This window comes from Lysobacter sp. ISL-50 (assembly GCF_018612875.1).
Taxonomy (GTDB): Bacteria; Pseudomonadota; Gammaproteobacteria; order Xanthomonadales; family Xanthomonadaceae; genus Lysobacter.
Window position 1 is genome coordinate 139,626 of record NZ_JAGGRI010000017.1, and the last position, 21,173, is coordinate 160,798.

Sequence of the window (21,173 nt, forward strand, 5' to 3'; positions counted from 1 at the left end):
GAACGGAGATTCGCTGGTGACTCGTTCGGTGCAGGAGGTTGCTGCCGGCATTAAACGATATTGCGATACCCATCCCGATGCTTGCGACACGCTCGAAGGCATCGCGTGGTGGCTCGTGATCCAGCGTTCGGCGGCCGAGCGCGAAGTGCTCGAGGCGGCGGTCGACTACCTCATCAAGTGCAACATGCTGACCTCGTATCGTCTCAATGACGGAACGACCTTGTTCGGATGCTCGGGTTGCGCTGTCGACGACGCACCGGGAATGGAGATCGCAGCTAAGGAGCGCGGCAAATGATGGTCGAGGCGATGACACTGCTGATCAAGCAGCTCAACGACTACATAGCGCAAGCGGATGGCGGCGGGCCTGGCGCGCCTGTGCAAACCGTATGGGGAAACGTGGCCCAGCTCGATCGGCCGGAAGTTGCGACGGAACTCGAGAACCACATCGTGCTGACGCTCGTGAATCTCGAGGAGGAACGCGCTCTCAAGAACGGCAGGTCGTTCGCGAGCGTCGGCTCGTCCGACGTCGCCTATCGTAACCGCCCGATCCATCTGAACCTGTTCCTGCTGTTCACGGCGAACTATCGAAACTACGGCACGGCGTTGCGTCGGCTGTCGCAGGTGCTTACCTTCTTCCAGGGCAAGCAACGGTTCACCTTGGCGAATTCGCCTGGAGCGCTGCCTCAGCCGCCGATCGCGGAGCTATCGCTGACGATGGATCTCATCTCGCCAAAGTTCGAGGAGGTCAATCACCTCTGGGGATTTCTTGGCGCCAAGCAGGGTGTTTCCGTTCTATACCGCGGACGTCTGGTGGCGGTCTCGGACGACCGTGTGCTGACAGGCGGCGGCATCATCCGCGAGATCGACGTCCTGAGCCGGGATGCGACCGCATGATCCGTTACCGGACATTGTTCGAAGTCGACATCGCGCACGACTATTTCCTGAGTCGTGGCGAGGTCGTACTCGAAGCGCAGTCGGACGCGGATAGGGCTTCGCTGGCGGCGTTGTACTCGGTTGCCGACGTTTTCGAGATCGAGCCCGATGCGGCCACGATCGCAACATTAGCGGGCCACAAGCTGCTATTCCGCGCTACGCGCGCGGGATTCCTCGTCGCCGCGCAGGTCGACGCGTCGACACCGCCGCAGCCGATAATCGCACCTGGCGATACCTTCAGACTGGCCTTTGTTCTGCGTGTGCGTAATGCGCGGTTCGCAAACTACACCGAGCTGGGGCAGCCTTCGCGCTTCTATCGTTTCGGCAACGACGCACAAAATCGCGTGGCCGGCGTCAGCAACCTCTCGCGGCCGATCCGGGCGTTCGATGCGACGAGCCGGTATGTCGCCGGCGATGTGTACTCTCAGGCTGCGGGTTCGACGTTCGATCTGTTTCTCGCGCTGCGCGACACCGGGCCGGCCGCGACGCCGGTTGTCGCGGACTGGCGCCGAATTCCGGTCGACACCTTCAGCGCCAGCGCGACTTATCAGTCCGGGGCGATGGTTCTTGCTGCGAACCGCGTATACCGCGCGCTCGTGGATACACCGGGGACCGATCTAACCAATGCGGCGCAATGGCAGCCAGGCACGTTGCTCGGCAACCAGTACGCCAGCGCCTCGGATGCGATGCGCGCCGACTTTGCGTTCGCGTCGCTCGACATCGCCGCCGCCGCCTTGCCGCGCGCCACCGTGCGTGTGACGCGTTCCGGCGCGGCAACACCGGCTTCCGAGCAGCACTTTTCGGCGGAGCAGGGCCTGTTGAGCCAAGTGCAGGTTGATCTGCGTACGCTGCCATCGGGTACCTATCGCCTCGAACTTCTGGACGACGCGGATACGCCGGTTCCAGGTCATGCGACATCCATCTTCATCGCCGCCGACGCGCGCTCGACGGGCGCATTCGGCGTGATCGAGATCGATCGCGGCACTGCCGACTACGCGCTGCTCGACGGAGCCGGCGCGCTGCGCTCGCCGAGCTACACGTTGCGTTTCCTCAATCGTTCGACGCGTTGGCGCTATATCTTTCCCGCGGCGCAGGCGGTCGGCGCGGGCGCGGACGTCGCGCATGAAGGCGCGGACCCGCGTGTCCTCGTTACCGCAAACGCGCGTCCGCTGTCGCGCTTCGGCGCAGGATCGTACCTGCAGGCCGACGTCTCGGCGACACCCGCTTCGGAAGAGATCCTGCTTCCTGCACCCGAGGCTAACTGCTTGCGGCGCCAGAACGCCGAGTGGTTTTCTGAAACCCATCTGCCGAACCTAACCGTAGGACCGTGACCCATGGCTCTTAATCTGAGAACGCCGGGCGTGTACATCGTGGAGGAATCGAAATTTCCTCCGTCCGTGGTGCCGGTCGAAACCGCGATCCCGGCTTTTTTTGGTTACACGCGTAATGCGCAGTACAAGGGCACCAATCTGCTCAACCGTCCCGTGGCGGTGAATTCGCTGCTGGAATTCCAGGAGATCTTCGGCCTCGCTTCTGAGATCGGAGGTTTCGTCATCGCCCTGGACGAGGACGGCAACGTGGCGACGCCCGTGGCCGATCCGGGGCAGGGAGCGAATGCACGGTTCCGCCTGGCATACGCGCTGCGTCACTTTTACGACAACGGTGGCGGTCGCTGCTACATCGTGAGCGTGGGCACTTACGTCGCCAGCGCGGTGACCAGCGACATCGTTAATGCGCATGTCGCGGGACTCGAAGCATTGGCGCGTGAGGATGAGCCCACGCTCATCGTCTTCCCCGATCTGAGCGGGATGCGCCCGGCAGCGGGCGCGAATCCCGCGGAGACCGCCGCCAATCTCGCCGCCACGCGGGCCGCATATCACTCGGTGCTGGTGCAGGCTCTAAACCAGTGCGCCAGGCTGGGCGACCGCTTCCTGGTCTGCGATCTGTGGGATGGCGACCAACCCGGCAGCGACGGCATCACGGCGTTTCGCAACGGCATCGGCACGCGCAATCTGAAGTACGGCGCGGCGTATCACCCGTACATCCGAACCACCATGGCGTGGAACTGGGACGAGTCCACCATCACGGTCAGCCAAGTCGCGCGCCGCAACGACGACGGCACGGTGACGATGCCCAGCCCGCACAACGGCATGACGCTGGCGGCGCTCAAGACCGGTTCGCCGAATTCCAACCCGCTGATCTACGGCAACGCGCGCAACGAGCTGGCGCGGTTCGCCGTCACCTTGCCGCCTGCCGCGGCCGTGGTCGGCATCTACGCCACGGTGGACCGCACGCGCGGCGTGTGGAAGTCGCCGGCTAACGAGAGCCTGGCCTCGGTATTCGACCTCAGCGTGCGCATCGACCAAGACCTCAACGACAACATGAACGTCGAGCCGAGTGGCAAGACTATCAACGCGTTGCGTGCGTTCAGCGGCAAGGGCTTTCTTATCTGGGGCGCGCGCACGTTGGCCGGCAACGACAACGAATGGCGCTACGTGTCGGTGCGTCGCTTCTTCAACATGGTCGAGGAGTCGACGCGCAAGACCACCGAGGCGTTCGTGTTCGAGCCCAACGCCGCGGGCACCTGGGCCAAGGTCAAGGCAATGATCGAGAACTTCCTGATCATCCAATGGCGCGACGGCGCGCTGGCCGGCGCCAAGCCCAATGACGCGTTCTACGTGAATGTCGGCCTGGGATCGACCATGACCGCGCAGGACATTCTCGAAGGCCGCATGAACGTCGAGATCGGCATGGCGGTGGTAAGGCCGGCCGAATTCGTGGTGCTGCGTTTCTCGCACAAAATGCAGGAGTCCTGATCCATGGCGTACAAGACCCCCGGTGTTTATGTGGAGGAGATCTCCACGCTGGCGCCTTCCGTGGTGGCGGTGGAAACCGCCGTCCCCGTGTTTATCGGCTACAGCGAACGCGCGGAAAACGCAGCCGGCAACGACCTGCGTTTCGTGCCCACACGCATCCGCTCGCTGCTCGAGTACCAGCAGTTCTACGGCGGCGATTTCACCCCTGCCAGCTACCGCGTCGTGGTCGATACCGCCGCCGGCAATTCGGTCGGTGCGGTATCGCCGCGCAACGCGGCCGACGCCGAGCGGCGTTATTACCTGGCCACCGCCCTGCGGCATTACTACGCCAACGGCGGAGGTCCCTGCTATGTCGTTTCGGTGGGATCGTATGCCGACGCTCCGGCGCTCGGCAATACCACCACCCCGGTCGGCCTGCTCGGTGGATTGTCGCGTGTCGAAGCGGTGGACGATCCTACGCTTCTGGTGTTCCCCGATGGCGTCTCGCTCAGCGCCGTCGAGATGGGCTCGTTGCAAGTCGCGGCACTGGCGCAATGCGAGAAGCTGCAGGACCGCTTTGTCATCATGGATCTGGTGCAGGGCGACCAGCCATCCTCGCTGTCGCTTGATCCCATCGGCGACTTCCGTCAGAACGTGGGCATGTCGTCGCTGCGTTACGGCGCGGCTTACTACCCGTGGGTGCGGACTATCTATCGGCCGGACGTGGATTTCCGCCAGCTCAATCTGGTGAGCCCAGCGCTGGTGGCCCTCACTGAGGCGGCCATCAATGCCTTGACCAGCGACGCGGCGATCGACGGTCTGGTGATCGCGGCGCGAGCGGCCGACACCGCGGTGAATACCGTTGTGGGCACGGTGAACACCTCGGCCATGACCGGGCCGAACGCGCTCACGCTCACCCGCGCGAACATCGGCCAGCTCAGCGCGCATTACGCGAACTTCCTCGACCTGCTGCGGCAAACCGCGGCCGCGACCCCGGTGGCCACCATACGCCAGCGATTCGCCAACCTGGTGATCCTGGCGCGCGCCGTGGTGCTGGCGCTGCGCGCGCTGCAGACCGCGGCGCCGTCGCTACCCGCCGCGGTGAATCTGGCGGTGACCGATCTGAGCAATAACACCGAGCTCGTAGCGGGCATCTCGGCGCTGATCGCCTACGAGAAAAATGCAGGCGTCATGAGTTCCATCTCGACCACGCGCCTGGTTGGCGACGTGGCAGCTGACTACGCCGCGCTCAACGGCACGCCATGGATCGCGCCCAACGCCAACGCGACCGCCATTGCGGCCAGTGCCGACGTGTTCACCGATGCCTCCGTGCGCACTACGGCGTTGAACGCGGCCTCGGCGCTGCGCCGGTTATTCGATCCACCCGCGGCCGCCTTGCTCGCCATCTTCACCAGTGTGGAGTTCCTGGCCGACGAGGCGCAGAACCGGTTGTTCGAGAAGCATCCGGTGTTCGCCAACATCCTCGAACAGGTGAACCGCGTAATGACTCTGCAGCCGCCTTCAGGCGCGGTGGCCGGCGTCTACGCGGCGGTGGATCGCATGCGCGGCGTGTGGAAGGCGCCGGCCAACGTGTCGCTGGCCGACATCAGCGGCGTGGCGGTGAAGATCAACGACCAGGCGCAGGAGGATCTCAACGTCTCCAGCACCGGCAAGAGCGTCAACGCCATCCGCACGTTCACCGGCAAGGGCTCGCTGGTCTGGGGCGCGCGCACGCTGGCCGGCAACGACAACGAGTGGCGCTACGTGCCCGTGCGCCGTTTTTTCAACATGGCCGAAGAATCGATCAAGAAGGCGACCGAGGTCTTCGTATTCGAACCCAACGACCGCAGCACCTGGGTGCGCGTGCGCGCCATGGTGGAGAACTTCCTCACGGTGCAGTGGCGCCAGGGCGCGCTCGCCGGCGCGGTTCCGCAACAGGCCTTCTTCGTCAAGATCGGCCTGGGCGAGACCATGACGGCCCAAGACATCCTCGAGGGCCGAATGATCGTCGAGGTCGGCATGGCGGTGGTTCGCCCGGCCGAATTCATCGTGCTGCGCTTCGCGCACAAGATGCAGACCTCCTAACCCACGCCTCAAGGAGACGAGAACATGGCTGAGTATCCGTTACCGAAATTCCACTTCGAAGTGCAGTGGGGCGGCACCCGCATCGGCTTCACGGAAGTGAGCGGGCTCGAGGTCACTACCGACAAGATCGAGTACCGCGACGGCGCGAGCAAGGAGTACCACAAGATCCGCATGCCCGGCATGCAGACCTTTGGAGATCTCACGCTCAAGCGCGGCATCTTCGCGGGCGACAACGAGTTCTACGATTGGTGGAACTCCGTGGCGCTCAACACCGTCGAGCGCCGCGACATCACCATCAGTCTGCTCAACGAGAGTCACGATCCGGTGGTGATCTGGAAGGTGAAGAACGCCTGGCCGACGAAGGTGACTTCCACCGACCTGAACGCCTCCGGCAACGAGACCGCGATCGAGACATTGGTGTTGGCCCATGAAGGTCTGACCATGGAGAACGGTTGATCCATGGACCTGAGCTACCCGCATCCGGGCTTCCACTTCCTGGTGGTGTTCGAGCTGCTGCCGCAGTTCCCGTACGACACGCGCTGGCAAGAAGTGTCCGGGCTTACCGTGAGCACGGAGTTCGAGAGCTGGCCGGAGGGTGGCGAGAACCGCTACGCGCATCAGCTGCCGAAAAGCCTGCAGTTCGGCGAATTGGTGCTGAAACGCGGCAAATTCATGGGTTCGGGCGTGCTGCACTGGGCGCGCAAGGCCATGGAGCAGTTCGAGTACAAGCCCACCAACGTGCTGATCTCGTTGCTCGATGACGAACACCTGCCCATCTACAACTGGTACGTGGTTGGCGCGGTGCCAAAGCGACTGGAGGTTTCCGGCATCAACGCCGGCAGCAACGAGATCCTGGTCGAGTCGCTGGCGCTGCAATACCAGTACTTCAAGTACTACGATCCGGCGAGCGTGGCGCTGGACGCGGCGGCGGCGCTCACGGGCAGTGTGGGAGTGAGCATCTGATGCCCATCGAGATCCGCGAACTGGTGATTCGCGCCACGGTGGATCCGGCCACGGCGGGGGGCGGTGGTCCAGGCAGCTGCGGCATGCCCCAAGGCAAGGACGGCAAGGACAAGGGCGGAGCACCCGCCGGCGACGGCGATTCCACGTCCTCCGGCGGCGATCTGGTGCAAGCCTGTGTGCGCGAAGTCATGCGCATTCTCGAGCGCAAGGAGGAACGCTGATGCTGTTCGACAAGGGCAAGCTCGAGAAGCTCACACTGCGTGCGTTCAAACCGGCGGCCAACCCCGAGGACAAGCCCATCCCCTCGGACGATCCGAAGGACACGTATGTGCTGCAGGTGAATCCGAGCACGTACACGCTCAGCAAGATCATCAACTACTCGCGGCAGACCGGGCAGGGCGATACCGCCACCGAGGCGTTGTACAACAATACGCCGCCCGTGAATCTCTCCTTCGAATTTCTGTTCGACGGCACCGGTGTCGTACCCGAGCCCTCCGAGCTCGGCGACATTCCGCTGGTGGGCGCCATCGCCTCGGCGCTGTCGGGCCCGAAGAAGTTCGTGATCATGGACGAGATCCAGAAGTTCGACCGGCTGGTGTACGAGTTCAACGGCACCATCCACCGACCGCGCGAGCTGCTCATGGTCTGGGGCACACTGGTGTTCCCCTGCGTGTTGAGCTCGGTGAGCTACCGCTACACGCTGTTCAAGCCCGACGGTACGCCGCTGCGCGCCATCGCCAGCTGCTCGTTCTGCGAGCACGTGCCCAAGGCGCTGGCCGAGCGCAAGAAGAACGCGACTTCACCCGACCTCACGCACCTGCGGGACGTGCGCGAGGGCGACACGCTGCCGGCCATGGCGCACGACATCTACGGCAAACCCGAGCTGTATCTCGAGGTGGCGCGCGTGAACAAGCTGGTGAACTTCCGCCGGCTGCGCCCAGCCAGCCGCGTGGCTTTCCCGCCGGTGGGAGTGAAGTCATGAGCGCGCAGCTCATCGACAGTTCCACCGACGTCATCACGCTCACCGTGCGTGTCAACGGCACCGAACTACCGCGCACCGTGACCCTACAGGGCGTGGAAGTGGTCAGCCAGGCCAATCGCGTTCCCTATGCGCGCCTGCGCGTGGGCGACGGCGACGCGGCGCGCGGCGACTTCGCGCGCAGCACCGGCGAGCTGTTCGTGCCGGGCAATCAGATTGAAGTGTCCGCCGGTTACCACGGTGAAACCGAGCCCATCTTCGGCGGCGTCATCCTCACCCAGCGCATCGTGTCGCGCGACGGCGCGTCCTGGCTGGAACTGGAATGCCGCGACCCGGTGTTCGTCATGACGCTGGTTCGCCGCAACCGCTACTTCGAGGAAATGAGCGACAGCGAGGTAGCTTCCAAACTACTGGGCGAGTATCCAGGTTCCGGCGTGAGCGCCGGCAAGATCGCCAGCAGCGAGGTCAAGCATCCGCAACTGTTGCAGTACCAGTCCAGCGACTGGGATTTTCTGGTGAGCCGCGTCGAGGCGGCGGGGCAGTTGTGCTTCGTCGACGCGGGCAAGATGAGTACGATCAAACCAGCGCTGGACGACCAGCCCGCGATGGATCTCAACTTCGGCTTCACCGTACTCGAGTTCGACGCCGAGATTGACGCGCGGACTCAGTCGGGCGCCATCCGCGCCGTTGCCTGGGACCCGGCGGAGCAGGCGTTACAGGAGGTCAATGCCGCCGATCCGGGCTGGAGCGGAAACGGAAATCTGAGTGCGTCGACGTTGAGCGCCGCCGCTGGCCGCTCCGAGGATGTGCTCTGGCACGGCGGCAGCCTGGCCAACGAGGAATTGCAGAAGTGGGCCGACGGCGCGTTGCTGCGCGCGCGACTGGCCGCGGCGCGCGGTCGCGTGCGCTTGACGGGCCTGGCGGCGGTCAAGCTGGGAACCGTGCTGCAGCTCTCGCGCTTCAGCGAACGCTTCAACGGCAAGGTGTACGTCACCGCTGTACGCCACGAGTTCAGCTCGGGCAAGTGGACCACCGATGCCGAGTTCGGATTGCCGCGCGAGCCGCATGCCGCACGCGTGTCGATGAACCACCTGCCGGCGGCGGGACTCGCGGCCGCCGTGCATGGACTGCAAGTGGGCGTGGTCACCGAACAGGACGGCGATCCCGGCAAGGAACACCGCGTGCGCGTGAAGGTGCCGCTGGCCGGCATGGGCGAGCAGGGCGTGTGGGCGCGCGTGGCCACGCTCGACGCGGGCGATCAGCGCGGCACGTTCTTTCGTCCCGAGAAGGGCGATGAAGTGGTGCTGGGCTTCTTCCACGACGACCCATCGCAGCCGGTGATCCTCGGCATGCTCCACAGCAGCAAGAAAGCGCCGCCGCTGGAGGTTACCGCCGACAACCATCAGAAGGCTTACGTGTCGCGCAGCGGGCTCACGCTCGAGTTCGACGACGACAAGAAAGCCATCACGCTGAAGACGCCGGGCAATAACCGCATCGTCCTCAGCGACGAGGACGGCGGCATCACGCTCGAAGACCAGAGCGGCAACAAGTTGGTGTTGGGCAAGGACGGCGTGGTCATCGAGAGTCCGAACAAAGCCGTGACGGTCACCGCCAAGACCAAGCTGGAAGCCAAGGGCAACAAGATCGCCTTCGAGGCGCAGACCACGCTGGAAGCCAAGGCGCAGGGCGCGGCCGAGGTTTCCAGCAGCGGCAACCTGACCCTCAAAGGGTCGATGGTCATGATCAACTGAGGAACGGATCGCTGCCATGCCTCCTGCCGCGCGCGCCAACGACATGCACGTCTGCCCAATGATTACCGGCACGGTGCCGCACGTGGGTGGCCCAGCGCTGCCAGGTGCGCCGACGGTAATGATCGGCGGCATGCCCGCACTGCGCGTCGGCGACATGCTGATCTGCACCGGTCCTTCGGACTGCGTGGTGGCCGGCAGTGGCAGCGTGATGATCGCGGGCATGCCGGCCGCGCGTCTGGGTGACAGCACCGCACACGGCGGCAGTCTCGTTGTCGGCTGCTTCACCGTGATGATTGGAGGTTGATGTGACCGACAGTCCTCAATTCCTCGGTAAGGGCTGGTCGTTCCCGGTTACTTTCAGCAACCAGGGACGCAGCGTCGCGATGGCGCAGGCGGAGGACGACATCCGTCAGAGCCTCGACATCCTGCTGTCCACCAGCCTCGGCGAGCGCGTGATGCGCCCGGGCTTCGGCTGGAAGCGCGATGCGCTGATGTTCGAGCCGCTGTCCACATCCTTCGGCTCGTACCTGGCGCGCGAGATCGAGAACACCATCCTGTTCTATGAATCGCGCATCGAGCTCAATCGCGTCGACTTCGAAGCTGCCTCCGATCAGACCGGGCTCATCCTGATCCGCCTGGACTACACCGTGCGCGCCACCAACACGCGCACCAACCTGGTCTATCCCTTCTACCTCGATCATCAGGAGGCGAAGGGCTGAGCATGGATACGTTCCGCCGCTATGGACACCTGCTGAGGCCCGACGGCACCAACCAGTTGCAGAGACTGTTGCCCGGGCTGGAGGCGGACTATGTCGTGCCGGACGAGCGCTCGTTCGCCGATCTGCTCGACTACGCGTATAGCGTCGCAGCCGAAGTGCGTTACTACGATCTCTCCGGCCAATCCACCGGCGACTGGCAAGCGTTGCTGGAAACGTTGCTGGCCCCCGGCAGCGGGCGCATGCGCTCCACGCAGGAGTTGCAACTGCTGTTGGCCTCGCGCTCGGACTGGCCGCCGCATCTGGTGCTGTTCCTCACCTTCCTCAAGCTGTTCCAGCACCTGCAGGACGATCTCAACGAACTGACGCGCCGCCACTTGCTGTACTACTACGTGAAGCAGTTAGGGCTGCAGCTTCACGCGCCCGAGCGCGACTCGGTGCACGCCATCCTCGAGCTGGCGCAGAACGCGGCCGCGACGCGGCTGCCCGCAGGGACCTTGCTGGACGCTGGCAAGGACGGCGCGGGCCGTCCGCTGACCTACGCCTTGCAGAACGAGATCGTGGTGAACGCCGCGACCGTGGCACAGCTGCGCCGCAGGGTGGTCGAGGAGGACAGCCAGCATCATCGCCGCGTGTTCGTCGCCGATGGTTTCGACGCACTCGAAGGGCCGGGTGGCTACACCTTCGGACGGCGCCAGCTGGATCTCGATGTCTCGCAGCGCTTCATGCAGGAGGCGCCGCTGGGTTTCGCCGTGGCCGCGCCCATCCTCAGCCTCGCCGAGGGCGAGCGTCGCATCACGCTGCGCGCGCACCTGCGCGCGAGCACCGCCGAGGCGGTGAATACGCAAGGTCTGACCGAGGCGGTCACGGTCGGCTTGTCGGGCGCGGAGGGCTGGCTTACGCCGGATCACGTCGTGGCCACGCTGATGGCCAATGGCGGTTCGGGCCTGCCCGCGCTGGACCTGACCATCGACATCGGCTCGGCTGCGCCCGCGATCGTTGCCTTCGATTCGGCCTTGCACGGCGCCGGCATGATCAGCGACCGACCCGTGCTGCGCTGCCTGGTGCGTGGCGCATCCGGCGCCTTCGATCTGTTCGACCGCTTCAATGTCGAGCGTATCGACCTCGCCGTGAAGGTGATCGGACTGCGCGGCGTAGTGGTGCAGAACGACGAGATCCCGCTCGACGCCGACAAGCCCATGCCGCTGTTCGGCAGCCAGCCGCGTATCGGCAGCGTGTTCTACGTGGGCAGCACAGAGGCGTTCTCGAAGAAATTGGATTCGCTGACCTTCAACCTGGAGTGGAAGTCGCCGCCGGACGACCTGTTCGAGCACTACCGCCAGTACTTCGATTTCATCAACAACACATTGACGGACACTTTCGCGAACAACTTCCGTGTCACCGTGGACTTGTTGCACGAGCGCGTGTTCCGCCGGCTGTTGGTGAACCAGACGCTGTTCGAGCCGGTCACCACCGACATCAACGCGATCACCGCGAATGCCAGCGCCTTCAACTTCGCGCTGCAGGGGCTGGACTACCGCGAACAACCCGACCTGCAGGTGCCCGACACCTTCACCGCGAGCAGCCGTTCCGGCTTCGCGCGTCTGGTGCTCAGCGAACCCACGCGCGACGATTTCGCGATCTTCGCCAGCGAGGTGCCCTTCGAGGCCTTCGGCCATCCGGTGTTCGCGCGGCGTTACGCCCACCAAGCCATGGCGCTGGCGACGTGGACCTCGGGACAGAAGCCGCGGTTGCCCAGCGAGCCCTACACGCCGGTGCTGAACTCGCTGACTCTCGACTATCACGCCACTGCGACCGTGGTGCCCAATGACGACCAGCCGGCGGCGTACTTCGTGGTCGGGCCGCATGGCGCCATTCGCGCGCCGCGCGTTGCGCAGGCTCGGCTGGTGCCACAGCTGGATGGGCGCGCGGAGCTGTTGCTGGGCGTTCGCAACCTGCAACCGCCCGGCGCGCTCACCCTGTACTTCGAGATCGACGCGGGCACGGCCACGGCGGCCAATGCGCTGGCCACCGGCGACACGACGTGGAGCTATCTCGCTGCCGGTGACGAGTGGCGGCCGTTGAGCGCGGGTTCGCTGCTCATGGACAGCACGCTCGGGTTCCAGAGCTCGGGCATCATCGCTGTCCAGGTACCCGCCGAGGCCACGCTGGCGCACCAGAGCCTGCCGTCGGGATTGGTGTGGTTGCGCGCAGCCATCGACCAGTCGCCTGAGAGCGCGGCGCGCACGCTGTCGATCCGGACGCAGGCGGCTCTCGCCCGCTTCGAGCCAGGCACGGCGCCGCTCGCGGATTTCGCGGCGCATCTGCGTCAGGGCCTGCCGGTCGCCACCATCAAGGCGCTGGTTCAGCGCAACGCCGCCATCCGCGGCATCACCCAACCGCGCGCCTCCTTCGACGGCCGCGGCCCGGACAGCGATGAAGACTATATCCGCCGCGCCAGTGAACGGCTGCGTCACCGCCATCGGGCGGTCACGCCCTGGGATATCGAGCGGCTGGCGCTCGAGCGCTTCCCGGAAGTGTTCAAGGCGAAGTGCCTGCCGCACAGCGACGCCGACGGCATCGCGCGCGCCGGCCATACGGCGCTCGTGGTGGTTCCGAACCTGCGTCGCGGCGGTGTCGCGAATCCGTTGGAGCCGCGTGCGGCCGAGGAACTGTTGGCGAGAATCGTGGAGTACTTCGGCGGCCTCGCCACACCGTTCCTCAACCTGCACGTGATCCGCCCGGTATTCGAACGCATTCGCGTCGAGGCCAAGGTGGTGTTCACGCGCGGTCGCGATCCGGGCTACTACAGCGGCGTGCTCAATGAAGACCTGCGCCGTTTCCTGTCGCCGTGGGCGTATCAGGACGGCGAGGACATCCAGTTCGGCGCGCGCATCTATCGTTCGGAGATCCTCGCCTTCATCGAAGGGCGCGAGTACGTCGATCACCTGGTCGGCCTGCGCATCTATCACACGTACTCGGGCAGCAAGGCCGAGGGCATCGGCACGATGGTCATCGGCGAGGATTTCGTCATTTATCCGAAGCCGAAGCCCGGTCTGGGCGAGATGCGAATGGGCGACGACTTCATCGTCGGGCGCGCGGTCGAGGCCGCCGGCACCACCCAGGCGCACGCCATCGTGGTCTCGCATCCGCAGCACCTCATCACAGCCGTGGCGCCTGGAGAAGAAGTGTGCTCGGGCGTGACCACCATGGGCATCGGCTACATGACCGTCGGTCTCGATCTAGAAGTCGGGTTGGAGACGTCATGAGATTTCCAACATCAACACGAGCGGAGTACTGACTTATGAGCAGCCAAACACGGGACTTCCTCAAGGGAGTTTTCAAGAACGGCGACCGGCCGGACGCGAGCAATTTCACCGACCTTATCGACAGTTGCATGAACAAGGCGAGCGACGGCCTGAACCTGGACTCCGACGGTACCCTGCTGCTCGCGCGCGGCCTGCGTCTGGGCGACAGCGGCGTGGCCAACATTCCCGGTGGGCTGCGTTTCAACGGCGGCCAACTGCAGGTCAACAATGGCGCCGGCTGGAGCAACGTCGGCGGCGGTGGCAGCGGCGGATTCGCGCCCGTGGCGGGGTTCGCGGGCGCGATCGCCTACAGCGGCGGACGCGTCGGCATCGGCACGGCGGCGGCGGAGCCGGCCGCGAAACTCGAAGTGGCGCTGGGCGCGAACACCGGGCCGGCCGAACAGGTGCGCTTCGGCAACGCCATGGTCGGCAGTGGCGGCGGCCCCTTCGCCGCTTTCGCGGTGTACGGACATCGGGCATTGGGCGCGGACGTCGGCGCGGTGAATGCGAGTTACGCGCTGCGACAGTCGAACACCGGCGTGGTACATCTCAACGCGGCGGCCGGGCAGGTGCTGAGCCTGCGTCAGAACGGCACCGACGTGCGACTGGGCATCACCGGGACCGGCAAAGTGGTGATTGGTGGCGAGTCCGAACTCGCCGGCTCGGGCGGTGCGGCGCTCCAGGTGGCCGGCAGCGCGTTCAAGAACGATGGCACCGGCACTTGGGCATTCACCTCCGACTCGCGAGTGAAGGAGGACGTGCGCGACCTGGACGCCGGCCTGGCCGAGCTGCGGCGCGTGCGGCCGGTGCGCTATCGCTACAACGGCCTGGCGGGTACGCGCGCCGGCCTCGAAGGCGTGGGCCTGCTTGGCCAAGAGATCGAGAAGGTGCTGCCCGAGACTGTTGAGAGGCTGCCAGCGGATTCCAATGCCGATGGCGTGGATGGCTTGCGCGTGTTCAATCCTTCCGCGCTCACCTACGTGCTGATCAACGCGGTGAAGCAACTCGCGGACAAAGTCGAAGCGTTGGAGCGTGCGCTGGGTGAGGCACGGACGCAGGCCGCGCGGTGAACGAGACGCTGCACATCTCGACCGCGCCGCCCGATCGGGTGAGCCTGGACTATTCCAGGCTGCGCGAAGACGGGATGCAGTGGATTCGCTTATGGGCCAAGGACAGTTGGACGGATCACAACGCCCACGACCCCGGCATTACCCTGCTCGAAGCCGCCAGCTACGCGATGACCGAGCTGGGGCTGAAGCTGCAGCTCGACATCGCCGACCTGCTGCGCAGCGGCGAGACTCACGCCGAGGCCGAGTTCGAACCGGCGCACCAGGTGCTGCCGGTGGGGCCGGTGAATGCGCAGGACCTGCGCGCGATGCTGCTGGATCATCCGCTGATCAGCGACGCGCAGATCTTCCATCCAGCCGACAACGAGATCGCCTTCTACGAAGTGGATGCCGATCCACCGCTGACCTACGTGGCGCCGCTGGTGGCGCCAGTGCGCTCGCGCACTGCCGGACTCTACGAAGTGCTGGTGGAGCTCTCCAAGCTCGAGCTCAACAGCAACACCTATAAATTGCCGGTGGTGGCGGCAAGCGACACCTGGGACACCGAGATAGCGCTGCCGTACTGGGACGACGCCGAAGCCGCGCCTTTCCGCCAGCCCGTGGTGCTCAACTCCATCGCAATGATCCCCGACGCGGGAGAATTCTGGCGCGCGTTGCCCGAGAACCTCAGCTTCTTCGGCCGTATCCAGGTGAACTACACGGATCTTTCCGGTACGCCGGGCAGCGTGCAAGCCTGGGTGCTACTGCGCGTGGTGGAACAGATCGCGCAGCCCGGCCTGGTGGTGCCGGCCATCCTGGTCGCGGCGCGGACGGCGATCGAATCGAGCCTGCCTGGGTCGCCGCTGTCGCAGTTCGCAACGAATGTGCGTGACGCGGCCGTCGCCGTCGCGCAATTGGCCGAATACGTCGCCCACTGGCGAAATCTCGGCGAACAGGCGGTGCGCATCGGGCTGGCGCGGGTGCAGGAAATCGGCGTGAGCGCGCGTCTGGAGGTTACCGGCGGCATCGACGTCGAAGCGCTGCTGGCGCGCATCTTCATGGACATCGACGCTGCGCTGTCGCCGCGCGTGCGCTTTCAGTCGCTGGCGGAACGTCGCGCCGCGGAGTCCGATCCGGAGCTGATCTACGACGGCCCGCTGCTGCGCAGAGGATTCCTCGACCGCGCCAGCAGTGGTCGAGCCGTACCGGACGTTATCTACACCTCCGACATCCTGCGGCTCGTCATGCAGCGTCGCGGCGCCGGCGGCACCGATGTGGTCGCGCTTGAGAACGTGACGGAGCGAGACATCGTCGCCGTCACCGATCTCACCCTGGCGAACTTCATCAACAACCGACCCATCACCTCGGGCGCCGAGGACTGTCTGCATCTGGTGCAGATCGCGCGCTATCGGCCGCGTCTGAGTCTGGCCAAGTCGCGCATCACCGTCGTGCGCAACGATGTCGCGGTGGCCTACGACACTGCGCGGGTGCTCAGTCTGTTCCAGACGATGCAGAAACAGGCGCTGGACGAGGCATTCACCGACGAACCGTCCCCTGTCTGGCCGGTGACCGCCGGCGACGCGCTGCCGGTGGCCGATTACACGCCGCTGCAAATGGATCTGCCCGCGCTATTCGGCACCGGTGAGGCGGCGCTGCCGGACAGCGCTGGCACCGAGCGGCACGCTGCAGTCCGTCAGCTGCAAGGCTATCTGCTTCTGTTCGAACAGTTCCTGGGCGACATGACCGCGCAGTTGGGCAACATCAATCGCTTTTATTCCGGTAGCGGCGAGGCCGGGACCAGCTACTTCACGCGTCCGCCATTCGACCTGCCGGGCGCGCAGCGTCTGTTGCGGCGGTTCCCCGCGAGTGGCGACTGGGCCAGTTTCATCGCCGACCCGGACAACGCGGTGGCCCGCGCGCTGCGTGACGCCGCGGAGACTCGCGAGCGCTTGCTCGACCGACGCAATCGCCTGTTGGATCACCGGCTCGCGCGCCAGGGCGAGGAAGCCACGGCCCTGGCGCAGGAGGTGCATCGCTGGGCGCGCGCGGAGCTGGATGTGCGCACGTTGCCGCCGGCGCAACAGGAGAGCCTGGTCGCCGAGCGGCGCGAAGCCGCCAACGCGCGCCTGCTGCGACTGAAATCCGCGTTGCTGCGCGAAACGCCGGAACTCAGCGCGCTGCGCTTGCTGGCTTTCAGCAATCCCTTCCAGCGCGACTCGGAGATTCTCACCGTCGAAGCCGATGGCGCGGGCTTCCGCTGGGTGCTACGGCCGGGCGGCCAGCCGCAATTGCGCAGCGCCGCTCCCGACGCGACCGAAGTCATGGCCGCGATCTCGGCCGAGCGCGCCCTGGTCTTTGCAGGACGAGCGAGCAACTACTCCGGCTTCGACGCGGGCGGTGGCGTTTTCCGGCTGCGGCTCGCCGACGGCAACGCAGCTGCGGCGCTGGCGATCGCGGAGAGTCTCCAGACCTTCGCTTCGCTGGCCGCCGCGAACGCGGCCGCGCCGGCGCTGGCGGCGCTACTGGCCACCACGCGCATCGAAGCCTCGCTGTCGCCGCTCGAGCGGCGGGTGGCTCATCACAGCGGAATCCGCGCTGCGCGTCGACGTCGCGCGCTGCGTCCCATCAGCGACTTCTTCGAGATCTTCGACGAACCGGCGCCGCCGGGGTTGTTCGGCCGCCGCTGGCGGCTGCGAAATGCCATGCCCGCGGGCGCAGTGTTGCTGGCCAGCGCCGTGCGCTACGACGCCGTCACGGCGGCCGGCGCTGTGGCGTTGGCGGAACAGTCCATCGGCCGCGTGCTCCGCTACGGGCCGGACGAATGGAACTATCATGTGGTTCCCGCAATCGGCGACACCTTCGCGATCGAGTTGCACGATCCCACGGGCGTGTTGCTGGCGGCGTGGCCGGGCAGCTTCACCAGCGTCGGGTCGGCGCAGGCGGGCATCGAAGCCGCAGTGGCGTTGTTGTATCGCGAGTACGGTGCCGAGACGCTCTATCTGCTGGAACACTTGCTGTTGCGGCCGCAAGCGGACACGGACGCCTTCCTGTCGTTGCCCGAAGGCGAGGGGCGCGAGCGCGACCCCTACAGCCATCGCATATCGCTGGTGCTGCCATCGGGCTACGCGCGCGACTTCACGCAGGACCCCGCCGTCGCCCCCCGCATTGCGGCGACGCCGGATCGCTTCCGCAGCGCGGAGTTCCGCCGGCACGTGGAGGGATTGATCCAGCGTTGCTGCCCGGCTCATCTGCTGGTGAAGGTGTTCTGGGTGGACCGCGAATCGCCGGCGAGCGCTTCGACGGCGAGCTTGGACACTTTCGAGACCCGGTATCACACCTGGTTGGACACCGTGCTGATTCCGGGCGCGGCGCCCGCGGCCGTGTCCGCCGCGCGCAACTCGTTGGTGGAGGCGCTCAACGCGATCGCCAATGACACTTAACCGTCATCGTATCCAGCGGCAGGTACTGGAGCTCACGGTCGGTGACGCCGCCGCCGCGCCGGGCATCCAGGAGCAACTGGCGCGCGCATGCCGCGAGCCGCTGCTCGCCGGCATGGCGTCGGTGTTCGATTCGGTGGCGCCAGCGCACGAGTTATTACGACTGGAGCGACTAGAGATCGACGTGGGCCGTATCGAGGGCGACGACTGGGCGCCGGAGTTCGAGCGACGCTTGCTGGCCGAGTTGGAGAGGCTACTGGAGAGTCATGCCACTGAGGCGAAGCGTGAACGAGCCACTGAAATCTCCCAGGCGGACGGTGGAGAGTTCGAGGCCTTCGTATTCTTCCTGCGGCACGGCCGGCTGCCCTGGTGGGGTGCAGCTTCGGATTGTGGTTGGTCGAAAATACTCGGAGCGGCGGATGCGCGGCGCATCGAAGCACTGCGCTCCTTGCTGCACGAGGAACCGCGGGCATTGACGCGCTTGATCAATGCCTTGGAAGACGAAGCGCTCGATACGCTGGTCGCGGGCACCGGCTCGTTGCAGGATTGCACGCTAGCCTTGCGCGAGCTGCGGCCATCGGATTCGGCCGCGTTGAATCGCCGTTGGCGCCTGAAATTCTGGAGCGCGGTGATTGCGTGGTCCATCGCGCCGCGCGACGGCGGAACGGGTGCCGGTCTGGTCCACGCGCTGCTGGCTGAACGTTGCATGCTGGCGATGGAGCAATCGCGTCAGCGACTCGATGTGGCGAGTGGATCCACGGGCAGCGGCTCGGCTGCCTTCATCAGGCCGGTGACCGTGGCTGCCTTGCCCGCGCTCTGGCGTGAATGGTGCGAAGCGGCGTTCAAGGAGATGGAACATGCCGTGCCAACCGCACCCATCGCGGGCGAACTCGTGCAAGCGGCATTCGCGTCAGGCCATCCGCAACAAGAGCCTCGAGGGCGGCGAGTCGAGTCCTCGGCAATCGCCGACCAACTCGTGCAAGCGGGATCCGCATCAGACCGCCAACGCCAGGAATCTCGACAACGCAAAGTCGAGCCGGCGACAGGGGAGGTCATCTATCTACCCTGCGTGGGAATCCTGCTGCTGCATCCCTTCCTTGAGACGCTGTTCCGCGACCGTGGCCTGCTGGAAGGCAGCCGCTTCGTGGACGACGAGGCGCGGCAGCGCGGCGCGCAACTGCTCGGCTATATCGCCACCGGCCGCGCCGATACGCCGGAGTACGAGCTGGGCTTCGCCAAGCTGTTGGTCGATTTGGCTATCGAGACGCCGTTGGAATCGGGTTGGCCGGAGCCATCGGATATCGCGGCCTGTGACGCCCTGCTCGCAGCGGTGCTCGGTCACTGGACCGCGCTGCGCAGCAGTTCGGCCGCGTGGTTGCGCAGCCAGTTCTTCCTGCGTGACGGCAAGCTCGAAGCGGTGGACGGCGGCCATCGCATCACCGTCGAGCGACGCGCGCAGGACGTATTGCTGGCGCGGCTGCCGTGGGGCTTCGGCGTGATCAGCTTGCCGTGGCGAGAGCAACGAATTTTCGTGCAATGGCTGGATTGAGGGGAGTGCGGGCTGAGATCAAGGCGCTATTGCGACCGATCAAGCCGGACAGGGTCATCATTCAACAGGGAGTAACCCATGAAAGCAGGTAGAGAAAAAGCTAGAGGCGCCTGGCAGCTGAGCCTGCCGCTGATGTTGATGATTACAGCGGCGAGTGTCAGCCCGGGAGTGGCCCGGGCAGATGCGCAGGACCTGCCCATCCCATGCGCTAATTTCGAGATTACCTATGCGGCCAAGCCCGGCGAGGTGATCGCTCCGACGGACATCGAGACCAACAAGGATTCGTTCTGGGTATTCGAGAATTCGGGAGGCAACCTGGCGTGCGGGGGCACGGGGCCTTTCACCTGCGCTGGCCTTACCGTGACAGTTCCCGAGAAGGACGTCGTCCACCCATCGACGGCCAAGACCACGATCAACGGCACGGCCGCGGCCTTGGGCGAGCAGGACCAGTTCAACTTGACGAGCATCGATGCCAACGATGTCACCCAGACGTGCAAGGGCACCTATCTGTTGCACGTCACCTCCAACGGCGGAGGTTGGGGCGACCCGCATCTGACCACCGTCGACGGCCTGCACTACGACTTCCAGAGCGCCGGCGAATTCACCGCGCTGCGCGACGATCGCCTGGAGGTACAAACGCGCCAGACCGCGGTGCCCACGGCCAAGATCCCGATCACCAACGAACACACAGGTATCAAGCACTGCGTCGCGGTGTACACCGCCTTGGCGACCCGCGTGGGCAGCAGTCGCGTCACGCTGCAGCCGAATCCGAACGTAGAGGAATCACGCAAGGGCATGGAGCTGCGCGTGAACGGCAAGCTGGTGACGCTCACCGACAGTGGAATCACGCTCAAGGCGAGTAGCGGGGAGCAGGGCGCTTCCATAGGCCCCGCAGCCGTGGGCGGCATCGATGGACACATCAAGAAGGCCGCCGATGGCGCCATCGAGATTGTCGACGCGCGAGGCACTCAGGTGGTGGTCACGCCGCAGTTCTGGAACGGCCCGAATGTCTGGTATCTGAACTTGAAGGTGTATCAGACCTCGGCCACGCAAGGCACGATGGGCCTCGTCCCGGAGGGCAGTTGGATTCCCGCGTTGCCCGATGGCTCCTCACTCGGCCCCAAGCCCGAATCGATCGATGAGCGCTACGAGCAACTGTACGAGAAGTTCGCCGACGCATGGCGCGTGACCGACGCAACCAGCCTGTTCGACTACGCGTCGGGCACCAACACCGCCACGTTCACGCTCGATGAGTGGCCGTACAACTCGCCGGAGTCCTGCGATGTTCCCGGCCAGACGCCTGTGCAGCCCACGACCGAAGCCGTGGCGCAGGCCGCATGCGCGGCGGTGCAGGATCCGAAGGAGAAAGCCGACTGCGTGTTCGACGTCATGATCACCGGGCACGAGGGCTTCGGCAGGAGCTACCAGATCATGCAGGCCTTCAAGCCCATCGGCACGGGCACCTGGTACAGCCCCGACGCACGCCCGACCAAGCCCCCGACCCATCAAGGAGGTTGGGTCGAACTGTTAAAAAAATGGTGGTGGCTGATCCTGCTGCTGATAGTGGGGCTGTTCCTGTTGCTCAGAAAGAAGAAGTAGTGGGAGCTGGAT

17 protein-coding genes are annotated in these 21,173 nt (G+C 65.4%); all 17 read left to right on the forward strand.

The window, feature by feature from the left end; translation table 11 throughout:
• Positions 1-16 precede the first annotated feature (16 nt).
• Positions 17-295 carry a hypothetical protein gene (locus J7J50_RS10670; RefSeq protein ID WP_215055864.1) on the forward strand — a complete coding sequence of 93 codons (279 nt, stop codon included), beginning with the start codon at positions 17-19 and terminating at the stop codon, positions 293-295.
• Entirely contained in the window at positions 292-894 is a 603-nt protein-coding gene (locus J7J50_RS10675; RefSeq protein ID WP_215055865.1) for a DUF4255 domain-containing protein, read from the forward strand. Before J7J50_RS10670 ends, J7J50_RS10675 begins: the two co-directional genes overlap by 4 nt.
• Entirely contained in the window at positions 891-2,264 is a 1,374-nt protein-coding gene (locus tag J7J50_RS10680) for a hypothetical protein (RefSeq protein ID WP_215055866.1), read from the forward strand. Before J7J50_RS10675 ends, J7J50_RS10680 begins: the two co-directional genes overlap by 4 nt.
• Before the next feature lie 3 nt (positions 2,265-2,267).
• A complete protein-coding gene (locus J7J50_RS10685; RefSeq protein ID WP_215055867.1) occupies positions 2,268-3,749 on the forward strand; it encodes a phage tail sheath C-terminal domain-containing protein in 1,482 nt (493 codons plus the stop codon).
• 3 nt (positions 3,750-3,752) lie between these two features.
• Entirely contained in the window at positions 3,753-5,813 is a 2,061-nt protein-coding gene (locus J7J50_RS10690) for a phage tail sheath C-terminal domain-containing protein (protein ID WP_215055868.1), read from the forward strand.
• 24 nt (positions 5,814-5,837) lie between these two features.
• Positions 5,838-6,269: a phage tail protein gene (locus tag J7J50_RS10695; RefSeq protein ID WP_057944666.1), complete on the forward strand. Its 432-nt coding sequence runs from the start codon at positions 5,838-5,840 to the stop codon at positions 6,267-6,269.
• Positions 6,270-6,272: 3 nt separating this feature from the next.
• Positions 6,273-6,776 (forward strand): phage tail protein, encoded by a 504-nt coding sequence (locus J7J50_RS10700; protein ID WP_215055869.1) that lies wholly within the window; start codon positions 6,273-6,275, stop codon positions 6,774-6,776.
• Positions 6,776-6,997, forward strand: coding sequence for a DUF5908 family protein (locus tag J7J50_RS10705; protein WP_057944665.1), 222 nt, complete (start codon positions 6,776-6,778; stop codon positions 6,995-6,997). Before J7J50_RS10700 ends, J7J50_RS10705 begins: the two co-directional genes overlap by 1 nt.
• Positions 6,997-7,758 (forward strand): hypothetical protein, encoded by a 762-nt coding sequence (locus J7J50_RS10710; RefSeq protein WP_057944664.1) that lies wholly within the window; start codon positions 6,997-6,999, stop codon positions 7,756-7,758. The genes J7J50_RS10705 and J7J50_RS10710 overlap by 1 nt, the downstream gene beginning before the upstream one ends.
• Entirely contained in the window at positions 7,755-9,506 is a 1,752-nt protein-coding gene (gene vgrG, locus J7J50_RS10715; protein WP_215055870.1) for a type VI secretion system tip protein VgrG, read from the forward strand. Before J7J50_RS10710 ends, vgrG begins: the two co-directional genes overlap by 4 nt.
• 16 nt (positions 9,507-9,522) lie before the next feature.
• The gene (locus tag J7J50_RS10720) at positions 9,523-9,810 is read left to right on the forward strand and encodes a PAAR domain-containing protein (RefSeq protein ID WP_215055871.1); all 288 of its coding nucleotides are present in this window, start codon (positions 9,523-9,525) and stop codon (positions 9,808-9,810) included.
• Between the two features lies 1 nt (position 9,811).
• Positions 9,812-10,225 carry a GPW/gp25 family protein gene (locus J7J50_RS10725; RefSeq protein ID WP_215055872.1) on the forward strand — a complete coding sequence of 138 codons (414 nt, stop codon included), beginning with the start codon at positions 9,812-9,814 and terminating at the stop codon, positions 10,223-10,225.
• A 2-nt stretch (positions 10,226-10,227) separates the two neighbouring features.
• The gene (locus tag J7J50_RS10730) at positions 10,228-13,491 is read left to right on the forward strand and encodes a hypothetical protein (RefSeq protein ID WP_215063441.1); all 3,264 of its coding nucleotides are present in this window, start codon (positions 10,228-10,230) and stop codon (positions 13,489-13,491) included.
• Between the two features lie 35 nt (positions 13,492-13,526).
• Positions 13,527-14,600, forward strand: coding sequence for a tail fiber domain-containing protein (locus J7J50_RS10735; RefSeq protein WP_215055874.1), 1,074 nt, complete (start codon positions 13,527-13,529; stop codon positions 14,598-14,600).
• Positions 14,597-18,016, forward strand: a complete 3,420-nt coding sequence (locus tag J7J50_RS10740; protein ID WP_215055875.1) for a hypothetical protein — start codon at positions 14,597-14,599, stop codon at positions 18,014-18,016. The genes J7J50_RS10735 and J7J50_RS10740 overlap by 4 nt, the downstream gene beginning before the upstream one ends.
• On the forward strand, positions 18,006-19,562 hold the full coding sequence (locus J7J50_RS10745; protein WP_215055876.1) for a contractile injection system tape measure protein: 1,557 nt from the start codon (positions 18,006-18,008) through the stop codon (positions 19,560-19,562). The genes J7J50_RS10740 and J7J50_RS10745 overlap by 11 nt, the downstream gene beginning before the upstream one ends.
• A 78-nt stretch (positions 19,563-19,640) precedes the next feature.
• A complete protein-coding gene (locus J7J50_RS10750) occupies positions 19,641-21,161 on the forward strand; it encodes a hypothetical protein (RefSeq protein WP_215055877.1) in 1,521 nt (506 codons plus the stop codon).
• The last annotated feature ends 12 nt before the right edge of the window (positions 21,162-21,173 follow it).

Coding starts and splice junctions, on each gene's coding strand:
- J7J50_RS10675 (WP_215055865.1), top strand. CDS start 292: ATGATGGTCGAGGCGATGACACTGCTGATCAAGCAGCTCAACGACTAC.
- J7J50_RS10680 (WP_215055866.1), top strand. CDS start 891: ATGATCCGTTACCGGACATTGTTCGAAGTCGACATCGCGCACGACTAT.
- J7J50_RS10685 (WP_215055867.1), top strand. CDS start 2,268: ATGGCTCTTAATCTGAGAACGCCGGGCGTGTACATCGTGGAGGAATCG.
- J7J50_RS10690 (WP_215055868.1), top strand. CDS start 3,753: ATGGCGTACAAGACCCCCGGTGTTTATGTGGAGGAGATCTCCACGCTG.
- J7J50_RS10695 (WP_057944666.1), top strand. CDS start 5,838: ATGGCTGAGTATCCGTTACCGAAATTCCACTTCGAAGTGCAGTGGGGC.
- J7J50_RS10700 (WP_215055869.1), top strand. CDS start 6,273: ATGGACCTGAGCTACCCGCATCCGGGCTTCCACTTCCTGGTGGTGTTC.
- J7J50_RS10705 (WP_057944665.1), top strand. CDS start 6,776: ATGCCCATCGAGATCCGCGAACTGGTGATTCGCGCCACGGTGGATCCG.
- J7J50_RS10710 (WP_057944664.1), top strand. CDS start 6,997: ATGCTGTTCGACAAGGGCAAGCTCGAGAAGCTCACACTGCGTGCGTTC.
- vgrG (WP_215055870.1), top strand. CDS start 7,755: ATGAGCGCGCAGCTCATCGACAGTTCCACCGACGTCATCACGCTCACC.
- J7J50_RS10720 (WP_215055871.1), top strand. CDS start 9,523: ATGCCTCCTGCCGCGCGCGCCAACGACATGCACGTCTGCCCAATGATT.
- J7J50_RS10730 (WP_215063441.1), top strand. CDS start 10,228: ATGGATACGTTCCGCCGCTATGGACACCTGCTGAGGCCCGACGGCACC.
- J7J50_RS10735 (WP_215055874.1), top strand. CDS start 13,527: ATGAGCAGCCAAACACGGGACTTCCTCAAGGGAGTTTTCAAGAACGGC.
- J7J50_RS10745 (WP_215055876.1), top strand. CDS start 18,006: ATGACACTTAACCGTCATCGTATCCAGCGGCAGGTACTGGAGCTCACG.
- J7J50_RS10750 (WP_215055877.1), top strand. CDS start 19,641: ATGAAAGCAGGTAGAGAAAAAGCTAGAGGCGCCTGGCAGCTGAGCCTG.